At 31.8% G+C, this 22571-nt stretch carries 12 protein-coding genes; 5 read left to right on the top strand and 7 right to left on the bottom strand.

Annotated elements, in window-relative coordinates:
- Positions 1-92: 92 nt before the first annotated feature.
- Entirely contained in the window at positions 93-2609 is a 2517-nt protein-coding gene (locus tag OQ292_RS19335) for a hybrid sensor histidine kinase/response regulator (RefSeq protein WP_284683791.1), read from the bottom strand.
- 56 nt (positions 2610-2665) lie between these two features.
- Positions 2666-5545 (bottom strand): family 10 glycosylhydrolase, encoded by a 2880-nt coding sequence (locus tag OQ292_RS19330; protein ID WP_284683790.1) that lies wholly within the window; start codon positions 5543-5545, stop codon positions 2666-2668.
- A gap of 371 nt (positions 5546-5916) precedes the next feature.
- Between OQ292_RS19330 and OQ292_RS19325 the strand changes: the two genes are divergently transcribed.
- Positions 5917-8055, top strand: coding sequence for an OmpA family protein (locus tag OQ292_RS19325; RefSeq protein ID WP_284683789.1), 2139 nt, complete (start codon positions 5917-5919; stop codon positions 8053-8055).
- A 3-nt stretch (positions 8056-8058) separates the two neighbouring features.
- Here OQ292_RS19325 and OQ292_RS19320 read toward each other — a convergent pair whose 3' ends face one another.
- Entirely contained in the window at positions 8059-9393 is a 1335-nt protein-coding gene (locus OQ292_RS19320; RefSeq protein ID WP_284683788.1) for a GntP family permease, read from the bottom strand.
- A 304-nt stretch (positions 9394-9697) separates the two neighbouring features.
- On the opposite strand from OQ292_RS19320, the gene OQ292_RS19315 reads away from it, so the two are divergent.
- From OQ292_RS19315 to OQ292_RS19305, 3 genes are read left to right on the top strand one after another with little or no spacing between them, the layout of a single operon-like run.
- A complete protein-coding gene (locus OQ292_RS19315) occupies positions 9698-10729 on the top strand; it encodes a LacI family DNA-binding transcriptional regulator (RefSeq protein ID WP_284683787.1) in 1032 nt (343 codons plus the stop codon).
- A 19-nt stretch (positions 10730-10748) separates the two neighbouring features.
- Positions 10749-12722, top strand: coding sequence for a peptidylprolyl isomerase (locus tag OQ292_RS19310; RefSeq protein WP_284683786.1), 1974 nt, complete (start codon positions 10749-10751; stop codon positions 12720-12722).
- Entirely contained in the window at positions 12715-16116 is a 3402-nt protein-coding gene (locus OQ292_RS19305; protein ID WP_284683785.1) for a P-loop NTPase fold protein, read from the top strand. The genes OQ292_RS19310 and OQ292_RS19305 overlap by 8 nt, the downstream gene beginning before the upstream one ends.
- A 5-nt stretch (positions 16117-16121) precedes the next feature.
- On the opposite strand, the gene tamL is transcribed toward OQ292_RS19305, so the two are convergent.
- From tamL to cmk, 4 genes are read right to left on the bottom strand one after another with little or no spacing between them, the layout of a single operon-like run.
- Positions 16122-18626, bottom strand: coding sequence for a translocation and assembly module lipoprotein TamL (gene tamL, locus OQ292_RS19300; RefSeq protein ID WP_284683784.1), 2505 nt, complete (start codon positions 18624-18626; stop codon positions 16122-16124).
- Positions 18627-18657: 31 nt separating this feature from the next.
- Positions 18658-20358, bottom strand: a complete 1701-nt coding sequence (locus OQ292_RS19295) for an ATP-binding protein (protein WP_284683783.1) — start codon at positions 20356-20358, stop codon at positions 18658-18660.
- On the bottom strand, positions 20358-21254 hold the full coding sequence (locus tag OQ292_RS19290; protein ID WP_284683782.1) for a 4-hydroxy-3-methylbut-2-enyl diphosphate reductase: 897 nt from the start codon (positions 21252-21254) through the stop codon (positions 20358-20360). Before OQ292_RS19290 ends, OQ292_RS19295 begins: the two co-directional genes overlap by 1 nt.
- A gap of 46 nt (positions 21255-21300) precedes the next feature.
- Entirely contained in the window at positions 21301-21984 is a 684-nt protein-coding gene (gene cmk, locus OQ292_RS19285) for a (d)CMP kinase (protein ID WP_284683781.1), read from the bottom strand.
- Between the two features lie 164 nt (positions 21985-22148).
- On the opposite strand from cmk, the gene OQ292_RS19280 reads away from it, so the two are divergent.
- Positions 22149-22544 carry a hypothetical protein gene (locus OQ292_RS19280; RefSeq protein WP_284683780.1) on the top strand — a complete coding sequence of 132 codons (396 nt, stop codon included), beginning with the start codon at positions 22149-22151 and terminating at the stop codon, positions 22542-22544.
- Positions 22545-22571: the final 27 nt, after the last annotated feature.

Raw genomic sequence — 22571 nt, 5'->3', positions numbered from 1 at the left:
ATATTGTTGAATGTTAAGATTGAATTACCACTCAAACATTAGGTGCGAGAAATATGTTTATTGAAAATGGCTATATTTTAATGCAAAATGAGTTAAGATATTACAAGATTTTTGTTCTCATTTTTTAGCTGCTCTGATAGATTTAAATGTATCTCAACTAAGCGTTTAACTGTTTCATCAAGTTCTTTATCAGAGATTTTATCGGCTCTGGTTTCCAGCTTTTTAAGTAGTCCAATTGCTTCGTGAACTTCAAAATTTTGGAAGCCATTTAATAATTTATGAGCCTTGTCTTTTATAAGTTTTTTATCTTTTTCGGTATGTCCTTGTTCTAACACAAGCATGTCATTTTTGCTACTGATTAAGAATGTATCGATAATCTCACTTAAGGTGCTAATGTCATCACCAGCAAAACTTTTTAATTTGTTTAATGAGTAGAATGAAGGCTCTTCATTTTCTTCTATTATAGTATCTTGCTTTTCTTTCTGTTTAGTATTTATAAACGACTCGGGTAAATGTTCGCGAATTTTGGTAAATAACTCAGTTTCTTTAAATGGTTTTAATAAATAATCGGTAATTCCTGAGCTTGTAAAGGTTGCCAAATCTTCTTTCATCACATTGGCAGTGAGTGCAATTACTGGTATACTGCTGTTTTCATTTTTTAATTCTCTAATGTAGTTGGCTAATTCTAATCCGCTTATTCCAGGCATTTGTATATCAGTCAGTACCATTTGGTAAGTGTCTTTCTTTAGATACTTTAAAGCTTCTTTTCCTGTATCGCAGTATGTTACATTTAAGTCGGAGTTATCTAGAATTGTTTTGCATAATAAAATATTAAATTCATCATCATCTACCACCAATAAATTAACCTTGTTAAATGCTATAGGAGTAGTGGTTTTAGTTTCGTCAAGTTTGATCAATTCTTCTTCACTAGATTTCTCAAAACTTACATCAACAATGAAAGATGCACCTTTTCCAACCTCACTTTCAACAGTAATTTTCCCATTCATCAGCTTTACTAACTTCTGAGAAATGGATAAGCCGAGACCAGTACCGCCATATTGTCTGGTAGTACTTGAGTCTGCTTGAGAAAAAGTTTGGAAGATGGTTTCAATCTTGTCTTCAGGTATGCCTATTCCTGTATCGTTTACACGAATTCTAACTTTTAAATTTTTTCCTAATTTATCAAGAACTTCACCTTCAACCTCAACAAAACCCTCATTTGTGAATTTAATCGCATTGTTAATCAGGTTAATAAATACTTGTTGCAAACGGAAAGGATCACCTAAAACAACTTGATTAAATTCATCATCTAATGAAATATCTAATTGTATCCCTTTTTCTTCTGCTTTAATCGATAAGGTTTGACTCACATTTGCTATGGTTTCGTCTAACCTAAAAGGTATTTTCTCAATTTTGAGTTTGCCTGCATCAATTTTAGAGAAGTCTAATATATCGTTAACTGTAGAAAGTAAATGCTCAGATGAATGCTTTACGGCTTTCAAATATATTTTTTGTTGGCCTTTAATTGGTGTTTTTTCTAATTGTTCAGAAAATCCAATTATTGCATTTAGTGGTGTTCGAATCTCGTGGCTCATGTTAGCCAAAAACTCTTGTTTTACTCTCGATAATCTTTCCGCTTTAATTTTGGCATTAAAAAGTTCTTGTCTGTAATAGTTACTCTTGGTTATATCGCTGAAGATGAGGTAAATAAATATTGCTATTAAAAGTAAGGTGATGATTGTAATGGTAAAGATGGTGGTGTTTGCATCTTTAATTACTTCACGCGCATGTTGCTGTTTTTTTGAATTAACATTTCGTTCTTCTCTCTCTAGCTTTCTAATAATTGCCCTTATTTTTTCGGTAATTTCAGAGTTGTTTCTAAGCAATCGTAATTCGCTGGCTTCCATAGATGCCATATTATTACTTTGAGAATATTCTACATCAGAGAGAATATTTTCTAGCTTTTCCATTTTCACTACATCTTCCTCAGAAAATTTCATTCTAGTGTATTCCTTGTAGTAGTTTTCAATGGCAGATTTATACTCTCTAAAAAGTAGAGGGATTGTTAGGTTCTTATTATGAATATTAGGTTTTACTCTTTCTTTTAAAGCTTCTTTTTCAACTTCTTCAATCGCATCTTCAACTTCCTTGTTTTTTTGAACTTCACCTAATACTTCTTCAGTAGTTTTAAATTGCTCTACATTGTTTTTTCTTACAATGTATGCATTAAAACTTCTCGTTTTTGCCTTTAAAAGTGAGCTAATTTCATCTATTTGTTGTGCCTGAAGCGTATCTTCTGTAATGGTATTTCTTACAGAGTCTAATGTGAGATATATCGGTTGTTGCGTTTGAGCAAACCTTTTAAGCAAATTTCTTTCTTTATTGAGTACAAGCTTTCTAATTTCATTTTCAGACATTGTAATCTCACCTAATAAATTGGTGAGCAGCCTTAATTTTTGATTGGGTTTAGAAAGATCGTCTAGTGCATTTTCTAATGTCTCAACACTTTGGTAAGTTATATAACCAGCAAAAAGCAAAGCTGCCATGATCATGCTAAAACTTATCACGATTTTAGTTTTGAGGTAAGCGAGCTTAGGTCCTTTAGACATGGTATTTTTAGCTTAGTTGGTAATTTAAATTTACTAAATGTAAAAATATTAAATACTTACTTGTCTGATTGTTTTTTAAAAATACTCTGGTTAAACTCATAACCAAATGTAAGATCAATAGTTTTACCTGCTGGTATTTCTAATTGCCATTCAAATTTTTGAGTTTCGTAATTGAAGTTATTATTCGCTTCATTAAAGAGCTTTGTTCTTTTCTTTTTTGTAAGTACATATTTTGGTTTAGAAACTAGTTGTACGGTAACTTTCTTAGATTTACTATTTCTAAGCGTGATTACATATTGCTGATTTATTTTTTTGAATAGCACAAAGTTTTTTCTACTGTCCCTTTTAAGCATTTTACGAATTTGAACCTCAGTATCTTTGCCTAAGTTCAAAGTGACTGTATCTTTTAAAATTTCGGGTTGAAATGTCAGCTTTTGTTGGAGTTGATCATTTAGAAATACATTCATCTTTCCCGGAAACCATTCATAAGTTGTGGCATCAAAGATGGATAGCAAAATATTGGGTGAGCTATTTATATCTGCATTCGCTATTAATTCACTTTTAAAATTAGGTTTGTCTTCACCTAAACTAACCGCTTGTTTTTGAATATTTGAAAAGATACTTACATTTTGAGGTGCTACTCTAAAAATTGATGGAGTTTTTAGGTTTGAACTGTCTTTTGAACTATTAGAAAATTCACTACTCACGCTCACAGGAATATTTATCCAATGTTGCCCGCTTTGTTGATGGATATTTGCTTTATATTGAATTTTTAAGTTATCGGTAAACTTATTATAAAATAGATTGTATTCTGGTAGCCAATCTACATTTTTAACTTGGTAGCTCATTTCAATTTCAGATACTCTTTTTGTTGGAGAAAGTATATCAATTTCAGCTATTTGTGTTTCAGCTAGCAAACTATCAGTTTCAGTAATGTTTATTTCATTTAACCTATTTTGTAGATAGTTAGATTTAGCTTTAAGACTTTCAAGTTTCGAGTTAAAGTTTCTCGATTTTTGCTTTAGCTCCAAGAATCGATAAGAAAAATACTGCTCTAGTTTCCTTATTTCATCTACATTGGTTTTATCAGCGGCTAATTGCTGGTTTTTCATTAGAATCTGCTCTGCATTTTCAAAAACCGTAATAGAATCATTTAGAATAGAAATCTCTTTTTCAATCTCTAATATTTTGTTCTGTAAGTATATTGATGCAGAATCTTTTGTGCTTTCTTTAACCTGTCCAGATTTTAATTTAACTAATGTAATCTCTTCATTATGAGAAGTTTTAAACACCAGACTTCCTTCAATAATTGATTTAGGCAGGTTTTTTAGAATGATTTTGTTCGATCCTTTCTCCAGATTAATTCTTACACTAGCATCTACTTGAGCTTTGTTTAGAGCTACTACAACATTTTTTACTTCAACAGAGGTGGTATCATCAAATATTTGAAAAGATGCAGTTGACTCATTGTTCAATCGGTCGTATGCGGTTAGTAGATAATTATAATTTTTAGTGCCTGCATTTGTGTCATGGTAATTTTTTTGATCTACTGTAAGAAATTGAATAAGATAATTTGTGTCTTCTGTATCAAATGATAAAGTATCTGGAAATCTATATAATAGGTAACCTTTGGCAGTATCACCATCAAAAGCGATGGGGCTTTCTTGCCAAGAGAGCATCCAGCCTTGATCCGTTTTGATTTTTTTTAAGTGAATAGGAGCATTGGGAGGTATGGAGTCTAACCAAGCCATTGCGGGCAATAAGGCAGGTTGCTTGTAATATTTGCTTTTGAGTGAGTCTGCAAAGTTTTTAGAATTTCTAATTAAAGATGAAATACTAAAGAAAGCGCTGCCAGAAATATTCTTAAATCTTCTGTTATTTTCTATTTGTCTGTCAATCTCTTTTCCATCTTTCCATGCCCTAATCTGATCTTGATCCATTTTATATGCAGCATGACCAATATAAATTTGAGAATGATAGCTATTGTTTTCCCACCATTCTGTAATGGTTTTATAATCAGCTATTTTGTGAGAAATGTTCCAGTAAATTTGAGGGATGATATAATCTATCCAAGCATTTTTAATCCATAATCTACTATCGGCATAGATATCGTCGAAAGAAGAAAGCCCTTTAGTAGCCGAACCTTCTGGGTCTTTGTAAGCATTTCTCCATATACCAGGAGGGCTAATTCCAAATTTAACTTCTGACTTGGTTTGATTTATAACTTCAGAAACCTGAAAAATAAATTGATTGATGTTTTCTCTTCTCCAATCATCTAGATTAAGGTTTTGTGAATTGTATTTTTTAAAGGTTTCTGCATCATTTATTTTCTCTCCTTTAACAGGATAAGGGTAAAAGTAGTCGTCGAAATGTACTGCATCAACATCGTATCTACGAACAATATCTTGAATAATAGTACATATGTAATTCCTAACTGCAGGAATACCTGGATTTAATATTTGCATTCCATTGTATCTGAAATGCCATTCTGGTTTTTTATTGAATATATGATTCTCCGAAAGTTTCATTCTGGAGCTTTGCACAGATCGGAATGGATTAATCCAAGCATGAAATTCTATGTTTTCATTGTGGCAAACTTGGATCATATATTCTAGAGGATCGTAAAATTCTTCGGGTTGTTTGCCTTGTTTTCCAGTCAACCAATGAGACCAAGGCTCTAATTCACTTTGATAAAAAGCATCTCCTGAAGCCCGTATCTGTACTATCATTGCATTGATACCCAGTTTTTTACAGTACTTTACTAGTTCTTTAAATTCTTGTTTCTGCTCATTACTGCTTAAACTAGATTTACTTGGCCAATCTATGTTATTGACAGTGGCAACCCACACACCTCTAAATTCTCTTTTAGGGAAAGTATCTATTTCAGCGCTTAAATCATAAGAATAACTACATGTTACATTGAGGAGTAATATCAAGAAAATTGATGTGATTATTATGTGCTTTTTAGTGCTAAAAATTAGCTTTATGGCTAACATATGATAATAAATGTAATGAATAGGTTAAAAAATAAAGGTTATGTAGTTATATAAGTGCCTTGCACTAAAGTGTATTTCTTTGTTCAAAAGAGACTACAAAAAATGTGAAAATTATTATTACTGTAAATTTTCTTTCAAAAAAGTTCTAATTGGTACACTTTTGAATGATTTTTGATCGGAGTTGTTAATAATATCAAACGAGATATAATATTTTTTATATACGTTGTAAATTTTCATATCCAATCAGATAATCCAAAAATTAATTACAATACTCACTATATTTTTACTTACACCTTTTTATTAGAAAAAAGATGGTATTTACTAATCAGAAGACTAAACATAAACAACTCATATATTCATTGCTTTTTGGGTGTTTACTAGTATGTTCAAATCTAACATATGCTCAAAATGTAAAGTCACTTCTTAAAAAGGGAGAGAAAGAATATAATGACGATAATATTAAGGGATCTCTAGAGTATTTTGAAAAAGCACTTAGTATAGATAATAATAATTATACTGCAGCATATTTTGCTGGTGTAGGCTATTTAAGATTGGCTTCACCACAAAAAGCTTTGGAGAGGCTGAGCATTATTAGACCTGAGAGATTTAAAGATTCCAAAGATATTTACTACTGGCTTGCATTTGCTCAGTTTAGAAACAACCATTTTGACGAAGCCCTTTCTAACATAGAAATTCACAAAGATAAATACAGAACTTTAATGTCTGATGAGGTAGATGAGCTTGAAAAAAGCATACATGCAGCAAAGAAAATCTATGCCAATGCAAAACCTGTTAGGGTAGAAAACCTTGGAGGTAATATAAATTCTGAAAACCCTGAGTACTCAGCAATTCTTACTAAAGACCACAGAACTATTCACTATACTACCAGAAGAGAAGACAACAAAGGTGGGGAAAAAACGGGAACATATATGGAAGATATACTCACTTCTTCATTAGATGAAAATGATGAATGGGGAAAAGCTGAAAGATTAAAAGGCTTAGTTACTGTTGGGCATGATGCTACTGTTCAACTTTTTGGTGATGATAAAAAAATGATGATTTACCAGAAAAAAGATTTGTTTGTTACAGAGTTTGAACACGGTAAATGGACTCACCCGAAATCATTAGGGTCAAATATTAATAATAGAAACAGCAGGGAATCTCATGGTTTTATCTCACCAGATGAACAGACACTAGTATTTAGTTCTGATTATAAAAATAAAGATGGAGATCTAGATTTATTTATTTCTCATAAATCTAGCAATGGCGAATGGGGAAAAGCTAGCCCACTAAATGAGCTAAATACTGAAGAAGATGAAGACTCTCCATTTATTGCTGAAGATGGCACTTTGTATTTTTCTTCTAAAGGTCACAACAGTATGGGTGGGTTCGATATTTTTAAAAGTGAATATAACCCGACATCCCGTAGATATAAGAAACCAGAAAATATGGGTTACCCGCTTAATTCTGTAAGCGACGATATTTTCTTTAATGTTAAAAATGATGTGGCGTATTTCACTTCTAATAGAATTGGTGGAATGGGTCGAGAAGATATTTACAGAGCTTACTTATTCGATACAGTAGATGTAAACCTAACAGTTTTAAACATTGCTGACGATTCGCCAGTAAATGAAGCTATTATAGTTTTACAGTCTGGAATTGAAAGCCTCGATTTGACAACAGATCAACAAGGTAAAGCACATTGTGTGGTACCTGCTTTTACAGATGTGAGTGTAAGAGTTTTTAAAGACGATAAAGAAGTTTATACGGAAAAATTCTCTCCATTAGGTTCTTTAAAAGATCCTGAAAATTTAGAGAAAACTATAAGAATTAATCTTGCAGGTGCACAAGAATTGGATGCAGTAGCTAAAAATGATGTGCAAGTAGAAGAGAGTATAATGCCAATTACAGAAGAGGTTGAAGAAGTAAAAGAAGAAATTGTAGAAGAGCAACCAATTGTAGATGAAGAAGAAGTTGTACAACCAGTTGATGAAAGTACAGGAGTTGTGGCAAAAGCAGATTTCTCGAACAAAGAGATGCAAGAAGCTAAAGAATTAGAAAGTAAATTCAATAGTGCATCTGGCAAATTTGTGCTTAAAAGAATTTATTTTGATATGGATGAAGCTAAACTTAAGTCTGAATCTTTTGACGAGTTAAATGGAATTGTTGCTTATCTAGTTCAAAACCCAAAAATAAATGCAGAAATTGGTGGTCATACAGATAATGTTGGTCCAAGAGACTACAACAAATATTTGTCTCAAAGAAGAGCTCAGGCAGTTGTTGATTATTTAATTGAAAATGGTGTTGAAAGTTCAAGGTTAACGGCTGTTGGATATGGTGAAGTAAATCCGATTGTTAGTAATGACGATGAAAAAGATGGAAGAGAAATCAACAGGAGAATTGAGCTTAAAGTAATCAAAAAAGAAGATGGTTTTAGTAGAGCTAATTAAGTTCTAAATCAGAAATAAAGAAAGAATAAAAATTAACAACATAGCACTGGCGCCAAGTATACCGGTTCCAGTGCTTTGGTATTTATAGCCCTCACTAATATTTAATCCCGACATCTGTACAACTACCCAAAAGAAGCTGTCATTAGCGTGAGATACAACCACTGAACCTGCGCCAATTGCTGATACTGTGAGTGCAAGACCAAATTCACTATTTAAACCTAAAGCAGGAGTTAGAGGTGCTATTAAAGAAGCCGTGGTAATTATGGCAACTGTAGAAGAACCCTGAGCACTTTTTAATGCTGCAGCAATTAAGAATGGCAACCAAATGCCATTTTCTTCAATTAGAAATTTCTCTGTAATTATTTCACTTATAGGTGAGCTTTGCAGTACTTTCCCAAATGCTCCTCCTGCGCCAGTTATTAACAAAACAATGGCTGCATCGTAAATAGCTTGTCCAACCCAACCTTTAGAAGACCAATAATCAAACTTAAAATTAGAAGGTAACAAAAGCGCAAAGAATAAGCCTATCAAAAGTGCAGAGAATGGTTCTCCTAATAAAGTTGCTACATCGTAAAATAAAGATTTCCCAAAAGGAAAGGATGGTAAAACTGCAATCGTCTTTAAAACTATTAAAGCTATAGGTATTAGAATTGGCAATACAGCTTTAAGTAAACTTGGTTTTACCTCATCCGAAATTATTTTCGAGTCTTTTTCAATTTCACCGGGTGAGATATAAACCTTTTTATTCATTTTTTCTACAAAAAACCACGCACATAAAACTCCGAATAAGCTAATAGGCATACCAAATAAAATGACTAATCCCAGATTGGCTCCAATTATACCAGTAGCTGCAACTGGCCCTGGTGTAGGAGGCAGCATTGAATGTGAAGCTAATAAGCCAACACTCAAAGCTATTGTAGGTCCTAAAACTGAAATTTTCGCTTTGGCTGCTAAAGATTTTTTTAGTGAGGAAAGTATTATGAAACCAGAATCTGCAAATACAGGAATAGAAACAACATAACCTACCAAAGCCATTGTAAGCGAAATAGCTTTATTATTAGTGAGTTTTAAAATGTTGTCTGCAAGTACAATTGCCCCACCTGTTTTCTCCAAAAACTTACCGATTACAGAGCCTAAAATAATAATTAAGCCAATGGAGCCTAATGTATCTCCAAAACCTTTATTTATTGTGATAATAAGTTCTGCTGTTGGTATGCCAGCAAGAAAGCCAAAAACGATACTGCTAATAATAAGGGCAAAAAAGGGATGAAGTTTGAACTTGGTACTGCTAACGATAAGTATTAGAATACTTATAAGTAGATAAAAAAGTATAAGCACTGTTTAAATGGTTATAAGTCTTAAGTTGACTTAAGATAGTTTTTTATATTATTTCTTGAAAGCTAAAGAAGATATACTTTTAGTTAAGCAAGATTTAAAACGTTATAATTTCAACCTGAACTAATAACTAATACTTATTTTTGTGATTATTAAATCAAAAAAAATTGGATAAAATCTATATTAATACTTTTTTGTTTTTCTAAATTGTAATTTTATCAATCTTTTAACAAGCAATGAGCATATTTATCTAATGATGATATTTTTATCAGCATTATTAACATAAACTTTCCGGTAAAGGATAATTATGGAAAAAGGAAGAGTAACCATTAAAGATATAGCAAAGGCTTTAAATATTTCAACCTCAACAGTTTCCAGAGCGTTGAGGGATCATCATGAAATTAAAGAAGAAACGAAGAATAAAGTAGTTGAATTAGCTTCTAAACTTGACTATCAACCAAATGCAGTTTCATTAAGTTTACTCAAAAAAAGGACTAACACGATAGGAGTTATAGTTCCGAAAATGGGATATCACTTTTTTTCAGCAGCTTTAGAAGGAATAGAAGCGACTACTATAAAAGCAGGTTACACTGTAATGGTTTGCCAGACAAATGAGTCTTATGAGCGCGAGGTGCAAAACATAAGAAATATGGCAGCCGGTAGAGTAGATGGCATTTTAGTTTCTGTATCAGGTGAAACCAATAAGTTTGATCATTTCAGGCAAATTCAAAATAAAGGAATTCCACTTGTATTTTTTGACCGCGAATGTGAAGCGATCCAAAGTTCACATGTGGTTGCCAATAACTATGATGCAGCCTCAAAAGCAGTTGAACATTTAATCTCAAGAGGCTGTAAAAAAATCGCATATTTGGGAGGTCCTCAACATTTAGCTTTGAGCCAAAAAAGATTAGAAGGTTACAAAGACACTTTATTAAAAAATAATCTTACTTACAATCCTGACTGGGTTACACATTGCGATGTGAGCCGAGATGATGCCAAGAGAATTACTTTACAATTACTTGAACTAGAAGATATGCCAGATGCTATTTTTGCTATGAGTGATCGACTTGCAACATCGGCGATGTTGGTTATTAAACAAAAGAATTTAAAAATTCCTGAAGATATAGCTCTAATAGGTTTTAATAATGAACCTATGGCAGATATTGTTTCGCCAAGTTTAACTACAATCTCTCAACCAGAATTTGAAATAGGAAAAAAAGCAGCAGAAATATTATTAGCTGAGATTAATTTGAAAGAAGGAGAAGATCCAACTTTTGAGAAGATTGTAATGGAAACAGAACTAATTGTAAGAGAATCGTCAAAAAGAAAAATTTACTGAATCCATTAATATTATTACCATGAAGTATGCTGTAAGGCTTTTTTTAGTACTTAACTGTATTTTTTTTAGCTGTAAAGAGCAAGAATCACTCACAGATATAGACTGGAAAAACAAGTTTAATGACGAAGAATTAAGGAAAATCTACCATTATAAAGATCAAAGAGATTCTCAACAGCTCAGTCAATATTTAAGTAATATCAATAGTGAATATCGCGAAGAAGCTGCTTTTGCTTATGGCTCTGTTCAAGACACATCTGTAATTAAAGATTTAGGTAGTTTAGTTATTAACGATACATCGTTGGCAGTAAAAAATGCAGCAGCATTTTCTTTAGGGCAAACGAGAAGCGATTTAGCACTTCCCTATATTATTTCAGCCATAGAAGATATAAATGAGCCTAAGGTTATTTCTACAACATTAAAAGCATATGGAAAATGTGCTTATACTGAGGAGAGTTTAAATTATCTTGCTGAAGTATTAGAAAGATTACCCGACGAAAAGGAGCCCCTAATGTGGGCTTATTATTATGCAGGTTTAAATGATAATTTATCTGAGTTAGGAGATAAACTAGCTATAGATATCATCAAAAACTCTTTAGATATTCCTGAAAGAATTGCTGCATCCAACTATTTATCAAGATTTCGTAAAAGAGATTTTTCTGCTTACCAAAAAGATATAGATAAAGCAATTGTAAATGAGAGTAACCCCTATGTGAAATCGTCGCTCATTAAATCTTTAATTGGAGTTACGAGTGATGATTTACTTAATTTTTTACAAAATGTATTAGCCGATCCAGATTGCGACTACAGAGCTTACATTAGTATTCTAAAAGTGATGGAAGGCTATTCTTATCCAAAAGTAAATACGTTTTTTTGGGAAGCATTAAACCATCCACATCAAGCCGTAAATATTACAGCATCAAACTATCTAAAAAACAATGTGCCCAAATCTGAGATTAGGCAATTGATAGATGCTGCTAAAAAACAGCAAAAAGGAAGAGCAAAAGAAGATTTATTAATCAGATGTAAAGAAATTGCTTCGATGAAAGAAGTAGACGATTATCTTCTTGAGCAACTTGCTGGTGAAACAAACAATTACAAAATTGCCAGACTTTTACAGGCAGAAGCGGCCGATAGGTTTTCCATTCCATTATTACAAAAACTCATTTTAACAGATACGGCTTCTATTATTACAACTACAGCTTTTGAAGGTCTGCTAAATCAGCTTAAAAAGGAAGATTTTATAGCATACCTAGAAAGTGATTCATTGGCAAAGTCCAATTTTGTTAAAAGCTTTAAAGAGGCAATGCTTACAGGTGATGTTGCTTTAGTTTACCTAGGAGCTTTGGCTTTAAGAGATGAAAATATGCCATTAAAAAGTTACATAGAAGATTATGAGTTTCTTAAAGAAGCATTAAACACGCTAGAACTACCTTTGAAAATAGAAGCATGGATTGAACTTAATAAAACTATTTACTATATTGAAGGTAAAGAAGAACCAATAAACCACATTCCAGAGCATATAGGAACAATTAACTGGTCCATGTTACATGATATTTCTAAAGATGAAAAGGTTTTAATAAACACATCTAAAGGTGATATTCTTATAGAATTAATGGTAGAATCAACTCCGGGAACTGTAGCCATGTTTGTTGAATTATTGAAAGATCAATTTTACAATGGGAAGTATTTTCACCGAAATGTACCCGATTTTGTAATTCAGGGTGGTTGTCCGAGAGGAGATGGTTTTGGAGGTTTACCAGAAACTATAAGATCTGAGTTTAGTTATCAAGAATATATTGAAGAAGGCATGGTAGGTATTGCATCTGCCGGAAAAGATACAGAGAGTTGTCAGTTTTTTATAACTCACTCACCAGCACCTCATTTAAATGGCCGTTATACCATATTTGCTAAAGTAAAAGATGGAATGGAAGTGGTTCATCAACTAGAAGTAGGAGATCAAATTTTACATATAGATCGAGTGGTTAGTGAATGAAAATGAATTATATAGAGAAAAAATAATAACAGTTTTTGATCAATTAAAAAAGACCTATAAGAGTGATAAGCTATTTGAGGCTTATCATAAAATTATAGTTCCTGAATTATATTCCTCATTTCAAAGTGATTTTTTTAATCTTAATAAAATCCTAATTACAGGTCCACAAGCCGCTGGAAAATCTGTATTGCTTTATTATGTGTGGGAAAAATTATTGAATAATAAAGAATCTGATCAATTAGTTTTTTTTGTTGATCTTTTCAATATTTCATTTTTCTATTCTACTAAACAACCTACTTCCTTATTAGAATTATATATTGAAGAGCACTATAATTTATCGCTTAGTGAATTATTGAATGCTAAAAAGGAATTAGTTTTTTTGATTGATAATGTAGAAGATTGTCATGCAGAGAACTTGTACAGTCTGCTTAATGCTATAAACTATTTAACTGAGCATTATCAAATCAAATTCATTATTACTTGCAGGAGTTCGAGAAAGTTTTTTTTCGATCAAGATTTTAAAGAACTTTCATTAAATAAAAATACGGATACTAACCTTTTAAGTGAATCTTTTATATCAATTTACAATCAACTTACACATCAAAAAGCCAACAGTAATATATATAATTCAAATGCTGAAAGCTGTAAGTTTGTATTATACGATTTAGTAAAAGACAATTATAAAAAGCATTTTATGTTAGAGCATTTTATGCCATTTTTGGCTTATAAAATGTATTTAGAAGATGTTTTAACAATCAATACAACGACTTTGGTGAGGTACATTAACCAAGCCTGCTGTCATTTTTATACTATCCATTATTCCACAACATTTCCGTATTTAAAAAAGGAATTATCATCAATTGATCCTCAAAAGTTATTTCAAACCAATAATACTTTAAACGAATTAATAAATGATTTTCTGGATAATAATATCTTCTTAGTTTATTCTAAAGATGAAGGAGAAGTAAATGATTTTAAGAATAGTAAGCTTTCAATAAGGTTTAGACATCAATATTTCAAAGACTTTTTTGTGGTATCGCACATCTTAAATTCTATAAAAGTAAGTCTGGCAGCAAACGAAGATTTACCGAAACTTTTAAGATATAGAAAACTTAGTTCTCAGATAAGAAATCTACTTGGTGAACTTAGTGGTGAAACCAAGTTAAAACCTCTTTACGACGATAAAAAAGGATGGTTTATTCCAGATGAAAATCAGCCAAGTATATTGCTTAAAGTACTTCATTATGCCAAAGGTGTATTTAATGATAAGTATACCGGATGGAGTAATTGGAATTTAATTACCACTATTATAGAATCGAGAGGAGAGCTTTCAGGTTTAAATTTTAATAATCTAGATTTATACAGTATCAATCTTAATAAGGTAATTTGTAGCAGAAAATTTAAAGACAGTTACTTAAGTGCTTCATTCGAAAATGCTAAAATTTATAAGCATAACTTTTTTGAAATACTAGACTTTGTTCCAGACAAAATAGAGATAAACCATTGCAAGAGTCTAGTATTTTTATACTCATCTCTTAAGAATAAATGTACAGTAGTAAATTATGAAACGAGACATATTGTAAAGCAATTTTTTTATAATCTAAAAGAACGTGTATTTATTCCGCTAGGAGAAGAGCATTTTCTTGAAATTAACAATAATGGTTATTTAAACTGTTGGGAGTTTAATTCGAGAAAATTAGAATATTCAATTCAAACAAAAATAAAAAAACTAATTTGTTATAAGCTTGATTATAAGTCAAACGAGTTATTTCTAATTGACAAAACTGGATTCTTCTGTTACATAAACCTATCATTTCAAAAATATAGTACTTTTTCAAATCCTTCATTTTCTTCAATTAGCAAAATGTTTAAAGGAATTAATGAATCTGAAATCTATATGGTTTTTGATAAAGGATTACTTGAGTGTTGGGACTATGTAAATCAAGAGAAAAAACAAGTCTTTTTAGGTCATGATTGTGAAATCACTCAATTAATACAACTTGATTTAGAAAGATTAGTAACCTTAGATATTGAAGGTAATATAATGGTTTGGGAAATTGAGTCTCAAAAGTGCATTAATAAACTAAACCTGCTAGATGAAAAAATTATAGATATTTCATTCTTTCAAAGCTTGAATGTGCTTTTAGTTTCTTTTGAAAATGGAGTGGTCCATTTTTTTGATTCTCAGCAATTTACTTTTATAACTCAAGTCAAATTTAAGACTGCAATAAAATCAGCGAATAGCATTTTTCAGGATAATAAAATCATTTTTAGTAATAAAGATGGCTTGTATACTTATTCACTATCAACCCATCTTTTAGAAGAAGTTTTACCTTTTAACCTTTACAGTAGTGTCAATTATATTAGGTTTCATAGTTCAGGAAAAAGAATTATTGCTTGCTATAAAGACAATATGATTAAAGAGTGGTTTGCAGATGAGTACACGTTAAAATGTATTCATTCTTTTAAAGCACATAATAAAAGCGTAACTGATATAGATTACCACCCTTCAAAACCAGATCAATTTATTAGTGTTTCGTCTGATGGCAAATTAAAGTATTGGAAACTTGAAACAGGGAAGAATTTAGAAACTAAAGTTATTAGTGATGGCATCCTTTCAATTGATATAAATAATGAAGGATTGATGCTTTTAAGTAATAAAAATAATACAATTATTGAATGGGATGTGCAACTGCAGCAACAATACAGTAAAATTCAACTTACAGATAGGGCAAATCTTATAGCCAAGCATCCATTTAATGATAGAGTTTTATTGCTATTTGGGAAGAATCAAATTTTTGAATGGGATATTCTTACAAAAACTATCTGGCATAGTTATGAGATTTCATCAGACAAAGTACTTTTTCTATCTTACGACAGGAGTGGAGAGATAATAATTGTGGGTACTTCTGATGGTAAAATTCTAGAACTTGATAGAGAAAATGAAACCTTAATCAACGAGTATTTTGGCTATTTTCACATCGAAAAATCTGAGACACAGAAAACTATTAATGGTGGAGCTTATAGTTATCTTCTCGATTTATTTGAAAAAATAAATTTAAAGAAATTGGTTTCTTTCGAAAATCGGAGAGCGCCTTACCAAATACGTTCAACTTTTACGGCTTTTGCATATAGCAGTTTAACTAGAATGGTTTTAACATCTTCGGTAGATCAGTATCTACATTTGTGGTCTGCTAAAAGTAAAGAACCGATAGATGCAACCAAAGATATTTCTGGCCTGATCATTCAAGGTTGTAATTTTAAAAATTTAAATCCAACTAGTGAAGTGTTGGAATATGAATCTCAATTTTTACTCTCTTCGCATGGAGGAATTGTTTCGGAAGATGACCAAGATGAGTGGAATGAAATTATGGGAATATTATATCCTAGGTAAATATGTTAGAAAGGATAGCCAATTCCAAGGTTTAATGTATATTGTCCGGGTGCACCTAAAGGATTTTTAAAAGTAATATTATCTCCAATATATCGATCACCTTCATCTCTTGCAGGATCGTACATTTTTACACCAAGATCGAATCTTATTAAAAGGAAATCGAAGTTGAGTCTTAATCCAGCTCCAACACCAATGGCTAGTTCTTTCCAAAAATCAGATTCAAACTTTGCTCCGGGTCTGGTTGCATCTTCTTCTATCATCCAAATGTTACTTGCATCCATAAAGATAGCACCATCAAAAAAGCTGAAAAGATTTCGTCTTAATTCTAAGCTGCTTTCAAAAATTATTTCGCCGGGTTGCTCAAAACTATAATCAAAAGCACCAGTAGAAAGTGTGTCTGGAGAGTAGGAGCCAGGGCCTATTCTTCGTGCTGCCCAAGCTCTGTTACTGTTGCTACCACCAGTAAAAAAGTATTTTTCATACGGTAAAGATCGTGAGCCTGTACCATATGGTTTGGCTATACCAAATGCAAGTCTTGTTGCAAACTGTCCTGACTTACCAAGCGGAAATCCATTTCTAAAATCAACAAAACCTTTTAAGAATCTGAAATATCTGAGGCCTAAAATCTTTTCTTCCGTGGCTATGTTAGTTCTATTCCATAAGTTAAAAAATGTACCACCTGTTTCCAGAAACACTCTTAAAAAAGAAGTCTTTTTGGATTGAATATCGAATGCATTTTTTGATTTTGTAAAACTGGCATTAATACTAGAAACAAGCGATCGATCGAAACTGTAGATAAGCGTACTTCCTTGATTTAAGAGTTGAACTAGCCTTTCTTCGAATGCGGAATCTAGCCGAGTTGTATTAATTACGCTTAAATCAATAATGTTTAGGTTAAAAATTTGACTTTTTCTATTTCGCCACTGGTAATTTAAGGCACTTTGGATGTTAAAACGTGTATATTCTGGCCGATCTACAAAACCAAAACCACCAAGTAATTGGGTGCTAGGTGTTAGCATAGATAGCTTGTTTTTGTGTTTACTTCTAATCGGAAATAGAATTCTTGGGAATGATAAGCTGAAATTGATACCGTATTCTTGCCCTCTAAAATTTTGTTGTTCTGTGGCACCTGTTTGCGCTTCAATAGCACCTCTAATTCTTGTTTCAAAGATTTCTAGCCCACCTAATAGATTTCTCTTTTTTAAAGATAAACTGGCAAATGGACCCGGAATAGCCGACTGGCTCACATTTAAACCTGCTTCTAAAGAATATTGATACCTCGGATGCGGACTAGTGAAAATGTTTGCTCGCATTTTTTCTCCAGTGGTATCGTAAAGCACATTTACAAATTTAAAAATATCTAATCTGCCTAGCGCAATTTGAGTGTCTTCAGTTTTTTGAAGGCTATACAGGCTATCTGGTCTTATAAAAACTTTATTGTTTAAAACTTTTTTAGAATAGCGTTTCTCTTCTTCAATAAAACTAATGTTGTTGTATTCCGATTCGAAGTTGTCGTTACTTTTGCTAACATCAACATCTGTATAAAAGAATACTTCATCAATTTTATATTTTTTATGAGGTGTATTAAAGTCTTCTGTGTTTTTGATAATTTGGGTTACCTGTAACTTATTATTACTAAGTGTATCATTCACTCGATAATAAATATACCTCTGTCCAAAATCAAAATATCCTTTATTTTGCACCAACCTCGATAAACGAGCTCGTTCTTTTTCTAAGTTTTCTTCGTCGTAAATTGCTCCTTTTTTTATTAAAGAATTCTTCTTGTCCTGTACTACAATTTTATAAACAGCACTATCTGGTATTTCATAAATTATAGAATCAATTATGTATGGATCGCCTTCATTAACTGTATAGCTTACTGTTACAAGTTTTTCAACCGTATCGGCAGAGTGCACTACATATCCATCTAAATAACCTTTGTATTTGAGGTATTCAGTCATTTGGTCGGCAGTGTATTGAGCTGGGGTAGAATCGTATAGAACAGGGGGAGAACCAACAGTACGCATTAAAACATTCCCTTTTTCTAATCGCTCTTGTATTGCGAATAATTTTTTATCCATTTTCTCACGCAAAGCTCTAATCTTTCGGTTTATCCGAGTCGTGTCTTTGTTGAGTTTTTTTGGTTCATCATCATAAGAAGCATCATTTCTTAAACTGATAATTTTTTGTTGCTTTTCAGAGATTTTAGTGTTGTATTTATCTTGTATTTTCTGAAGTTTAAGAGAGTCTGAAGCTATTCTTTTCTCATATTTTTGTTTACCAGCATAGTATGCATAGAGGTAGGGCATTATAGGAAGATATAAAATTTTCCTATTGGGTTTTTGTCTATAATAAACTTCTAAATCTTCGTCTGGAATTTTTTTGTTTTGCTTAATTTTTTGGCTGTAAAGCAAATATTCATTTTCAGCAAGCTGGTTGGTAGGTATACATCCTGAAATATAAATCAGTATAAAAAATATAATTATATATAAAAACCAGTTTACCTTCAATCGCTTCCTGTTGAGTTTAGAAAAATAAAAGTTATGAATATACTTGTTGGGTAGCCTCTATGTTTTTAGAGATTTCAATTATAAATTCAGTACCAACACCTTCTGTACTGTTAACTTCAATTTTTCCTTTGTGTTTTTCAATTATACCGTAACTGATAGAAAGTCCTAAGCCAGTGCCTTCTCCAACCTCTTTAGTTGTGTAAAACGGTTCAAATATTTTATTTAACAGATCACTAGGTATACCTATGCCGGTATCTTTAATACTAATCTGAATAGTTTCGTCAAAGTTCCTTGTAGTGATTTTAATTTCACCTTCTTTTTTTATTGCTTGTCTAGAGTTGTTTAAAAGATTTAGAAATACCTGATTTAATTGCCCCGGATAACAATTTATCATTGGAATATCTGCATCAAAATCTTTTACTACATCAATATTATCTCTAAACTGCCCACTTAAAATGACTAATGTTGAGTCTATGCAATCATTGATATTAGCCATTTTTAAATTGTCTTCATCTAGTCTAGAGAAGTTTCTTAATCCTTTAACAATAGCAGCAGTTCTATCTGCACCAATTATAATATCTTTAACAATATCTTCTATATCAGTTTTAAGTTCGTAATATTCTTGGTCATCTTTCAGCCTCTCTATCTTCTCAATGGTTTCTTTTAATTGAATTTCTTGCTGATCTGAAGAAAGGGAGTCATAGATGTTAATAATCTCCATAAATTCTTCTAAAAGACTTCTTAGAGTATTAGCACCCGCATACACAAAGTTTATTGGGTTGTTTATTTCGTGTGCAACACCAGCAGTTAACTGACCAAGCGATGCCATTTTTTCAGATTGAATAATCTGCATTTGAGCATTCTTTAGTTCCTCATTGGTTTTTGCCAACTGTTCTTTACTTCGTTTTTCTCTATCAAATGATGTTTTAAGCTCGTCTCGGGTTTGAATTAAGTTTTCGTTAATTGCCTGAAGTTCTTCTGAGTTTTGGCGAATTTCTTCATCAATCTGCTTTAATTCGTTATAAGCTTCTTCTAACTGCTCTTTTTTCTTGGTTAGCTCATCATTTGAATGTTGGACTTTTTGAAGCAGGTATTGATTTTCTTTTTCAAAATGATCATTTGTTCTTTGATAAAAATAGAATGCCATAATTACCGCTGAAACAGAGATCAAATAAACCAGATTTATTTGGTTGTAATCATTTGTATAAGGATCGATTAACTGGGTATAGCCAATGTCATAGAAATTATGCCATACATCGAAAAACAATAAGCAAATTACATTGCTAATTGTACCAAATACCATTTGGAAACTATGTTTAAAATCCAGTAAAACCAAAGGTAAAAGCAGTGTAAGAAAAATTAATGCTCTAGGTACAAAATAGTCGATTGCCTCAACTTCTTCGGGATGTCTATACTTTGTAAGCAGTGTATAAACCAATATTACAATTGGTGAAAAAAAGCTTAAAGCTAAGCGTGTAAAGTTTGTTTGATTAAGGTAGTTTAAAACAGGAACAGAAGCCATTGCTAATGCAATAATCATTAGCATTAACTGTGTTTGATAACCCTTAATATTTAGTGCAGAAAGAATTGGCACGCTACTAAAGATTAAAACCATAGATAATAAGCTAAGCTTATTGCAAAGCAAAGTTTTCTTTTGGATGGAGTAGGGCATTTTAAAATCTACTCCTAGGTATGTAATTCTATACCAAAACCCCTTAATCTGTTCAATCATTATTTTACAGGTTCACAGGAAAGATCACGTATGTAATCGGCTACGTTTTGCATTAACCACATTGGAGTTGAAGTGGCTCCAGAAATTCCAATTTTATCATTTGGATTAAACCAAGAAGGATTAACTTCCGATTCATTCTCAATAAAATAACTTCTTGAATTATTTCTTAGGCAGACATTAAATAGTGACTTGCCATTTGAGCTTTTCTTTCCACTTACAAAAACAATTACATCGTTTTCTTGTGAAAATTTGTCCATTTGTGGCTCTCTATTAGATACTTGTCTGCATATACTATCATTAGCTACAAACTCAGCAGTATTATCTTTGCCATTGATGGCTTCTTGTTGTCTTTTTTCTATTTCTGCCTTAATTTCATAAAAGCCTTTCGTGCTTTTTGTAGTTTGGCTAAAAAGTGTGATAGGCTTGGTGTAATCCAGCTGGTCTAGGTCTTCTTTTGAAGAAATAACTATCGCTGAATTATTTGTTTGCCCATTTAAACCAATTACCTCTGCATGTCCTTTTTTACCATAGATTACAATCTGGCCTTCAATATCACTAATTCTATCGAATGCATGTTTAACTCTGTTTTGTAGCTTTAAAACTACAGGACAAGAAGCATCCACCAATTCAATATTGTTTTCTATAGCGAGTTTGTAAGTTTCTGGTGGCTCACCATGTGCTCTTATTAAGACTTTACAGTTTCTGAGCTGTTTTAACTCATCTCTATCAATTATTTGCAGGCCTTTTTTATTGAGTCTTTCAACTTCCATACTGTTATGAACAATATCGCCTAAACAATATAACTGGCCATTATCTTCCATTTCTTGCTCGGCCATTTGTATAGCGTATTCTACACCAAAACAGTAACCTGCCTTATTATCTATTGTAATTTCCATAGTTTAGCTTACTTGCTATAAAAATTAATATTAAAGATTTTAAAAGTTATAAACTTTCAGTTTTAGTTTCAACTAAAGCTATTACTTTATCAACCTGTTGGTCAATGGTAAGCTGCGAAGTATCTATAACTATAGCATCTTCAGCTTTTTTTAGAGGACTTTCCTTTCTGGTAGAGTCTAGATGATCTCTTTCTTCTAGGTTTTTTATAATGTCCTCTTCACTAAATGATTCACCTTTATTTTTAAGTTCTTCTATTCTTCTTGCTGCACGAGCTTCAATGCTGGCAGTCATAAAAATTTTTATTTCTGCATTAGGGAAAACCACAGTACCTATATCTCTGCCGTCCATTATTATCCCTTTCTGTTTTCCTAGCTCTTGCTGTTGTTTTACTAAAAAGCTTCTTACTTCTTTAATTGCACTAATTTTACTCACATTGTTACTTACTCTTAAGCCTCTAATTTCTCCTTCTACATTTTTTCCATTCAGAATTATTTCATTTTTTCTGGTTTCAGGATTAATCTCAAATGAAAGTGTAATGTTTTCTAGATATTTTATAATCTCATTAGAGTTGTCTGTAGAAATTTCATTTTGAAGTACATAGAGCGTAATTGCCCTATACATGGCGCCTGAATCAACAAAGAGGTAATTTATTTTAGAAGCAACTAACCTAGCAGTGGTGCTTTTTCCGCATCCTGCATGCCCATCGATAGCAATTACAATTTTTTTCATACTAAAAATTTGCTCAAAGATAGAGATAAAGCGCTTAAGTAGAAATTTTTAGCTCGCTATATACTCACTCAAAAAAAAATCTGAATAATAAAAAATCTATAGGTTACTTTTTTTTCGTACATCGATAGAATAATAACTAACTGTATTTTAAAAAGACAAATATTATGGAATCATTACTACCTCTTACATCAGTATTTTCTGGAAATTATTTAGCTAAAATGAATGAGTTTATAATTTCTAATGAGATTAGTGCATTAATGATTGGCTTTTTAAGCTCTACTTTGTTCTATTATGTACTTGTGCTATTGTATTTGAATAAAAAAAGATATTCAAATTATCTAGAGGGATTCTTTCTTAGTCTTTCTTTGGGAGGAGCGATATTCATGTTTACTTATGCCGCATTTCCAGCTATAAAATCTATTATGGCTAGTTTTACAGATTTTAAAGTATTATTTACTGCATTAGTAGTTATTGCTGGGTACCTTATAGTAATTCCAATAATATTTAAAATAATTAGAAAATGGAATTCAATGAAGGTTTACATTTTCGAAGATGAATAGTATTAACTGTAATAAGCTTAAATTGTA

The organism is Chondrinema litorale (assembly GCF_026250525.1).
GTDB classification, from domain to species: domain Bacteria; phylum Bacteroidota; class Bacteroidia; order Cytophagales; family Flammeovirgaceae; genus Chondrinema; species Chondrinema litorale.
This window is presented reverse-complemented; position numbering and strand designations above follow the sequence as displayed.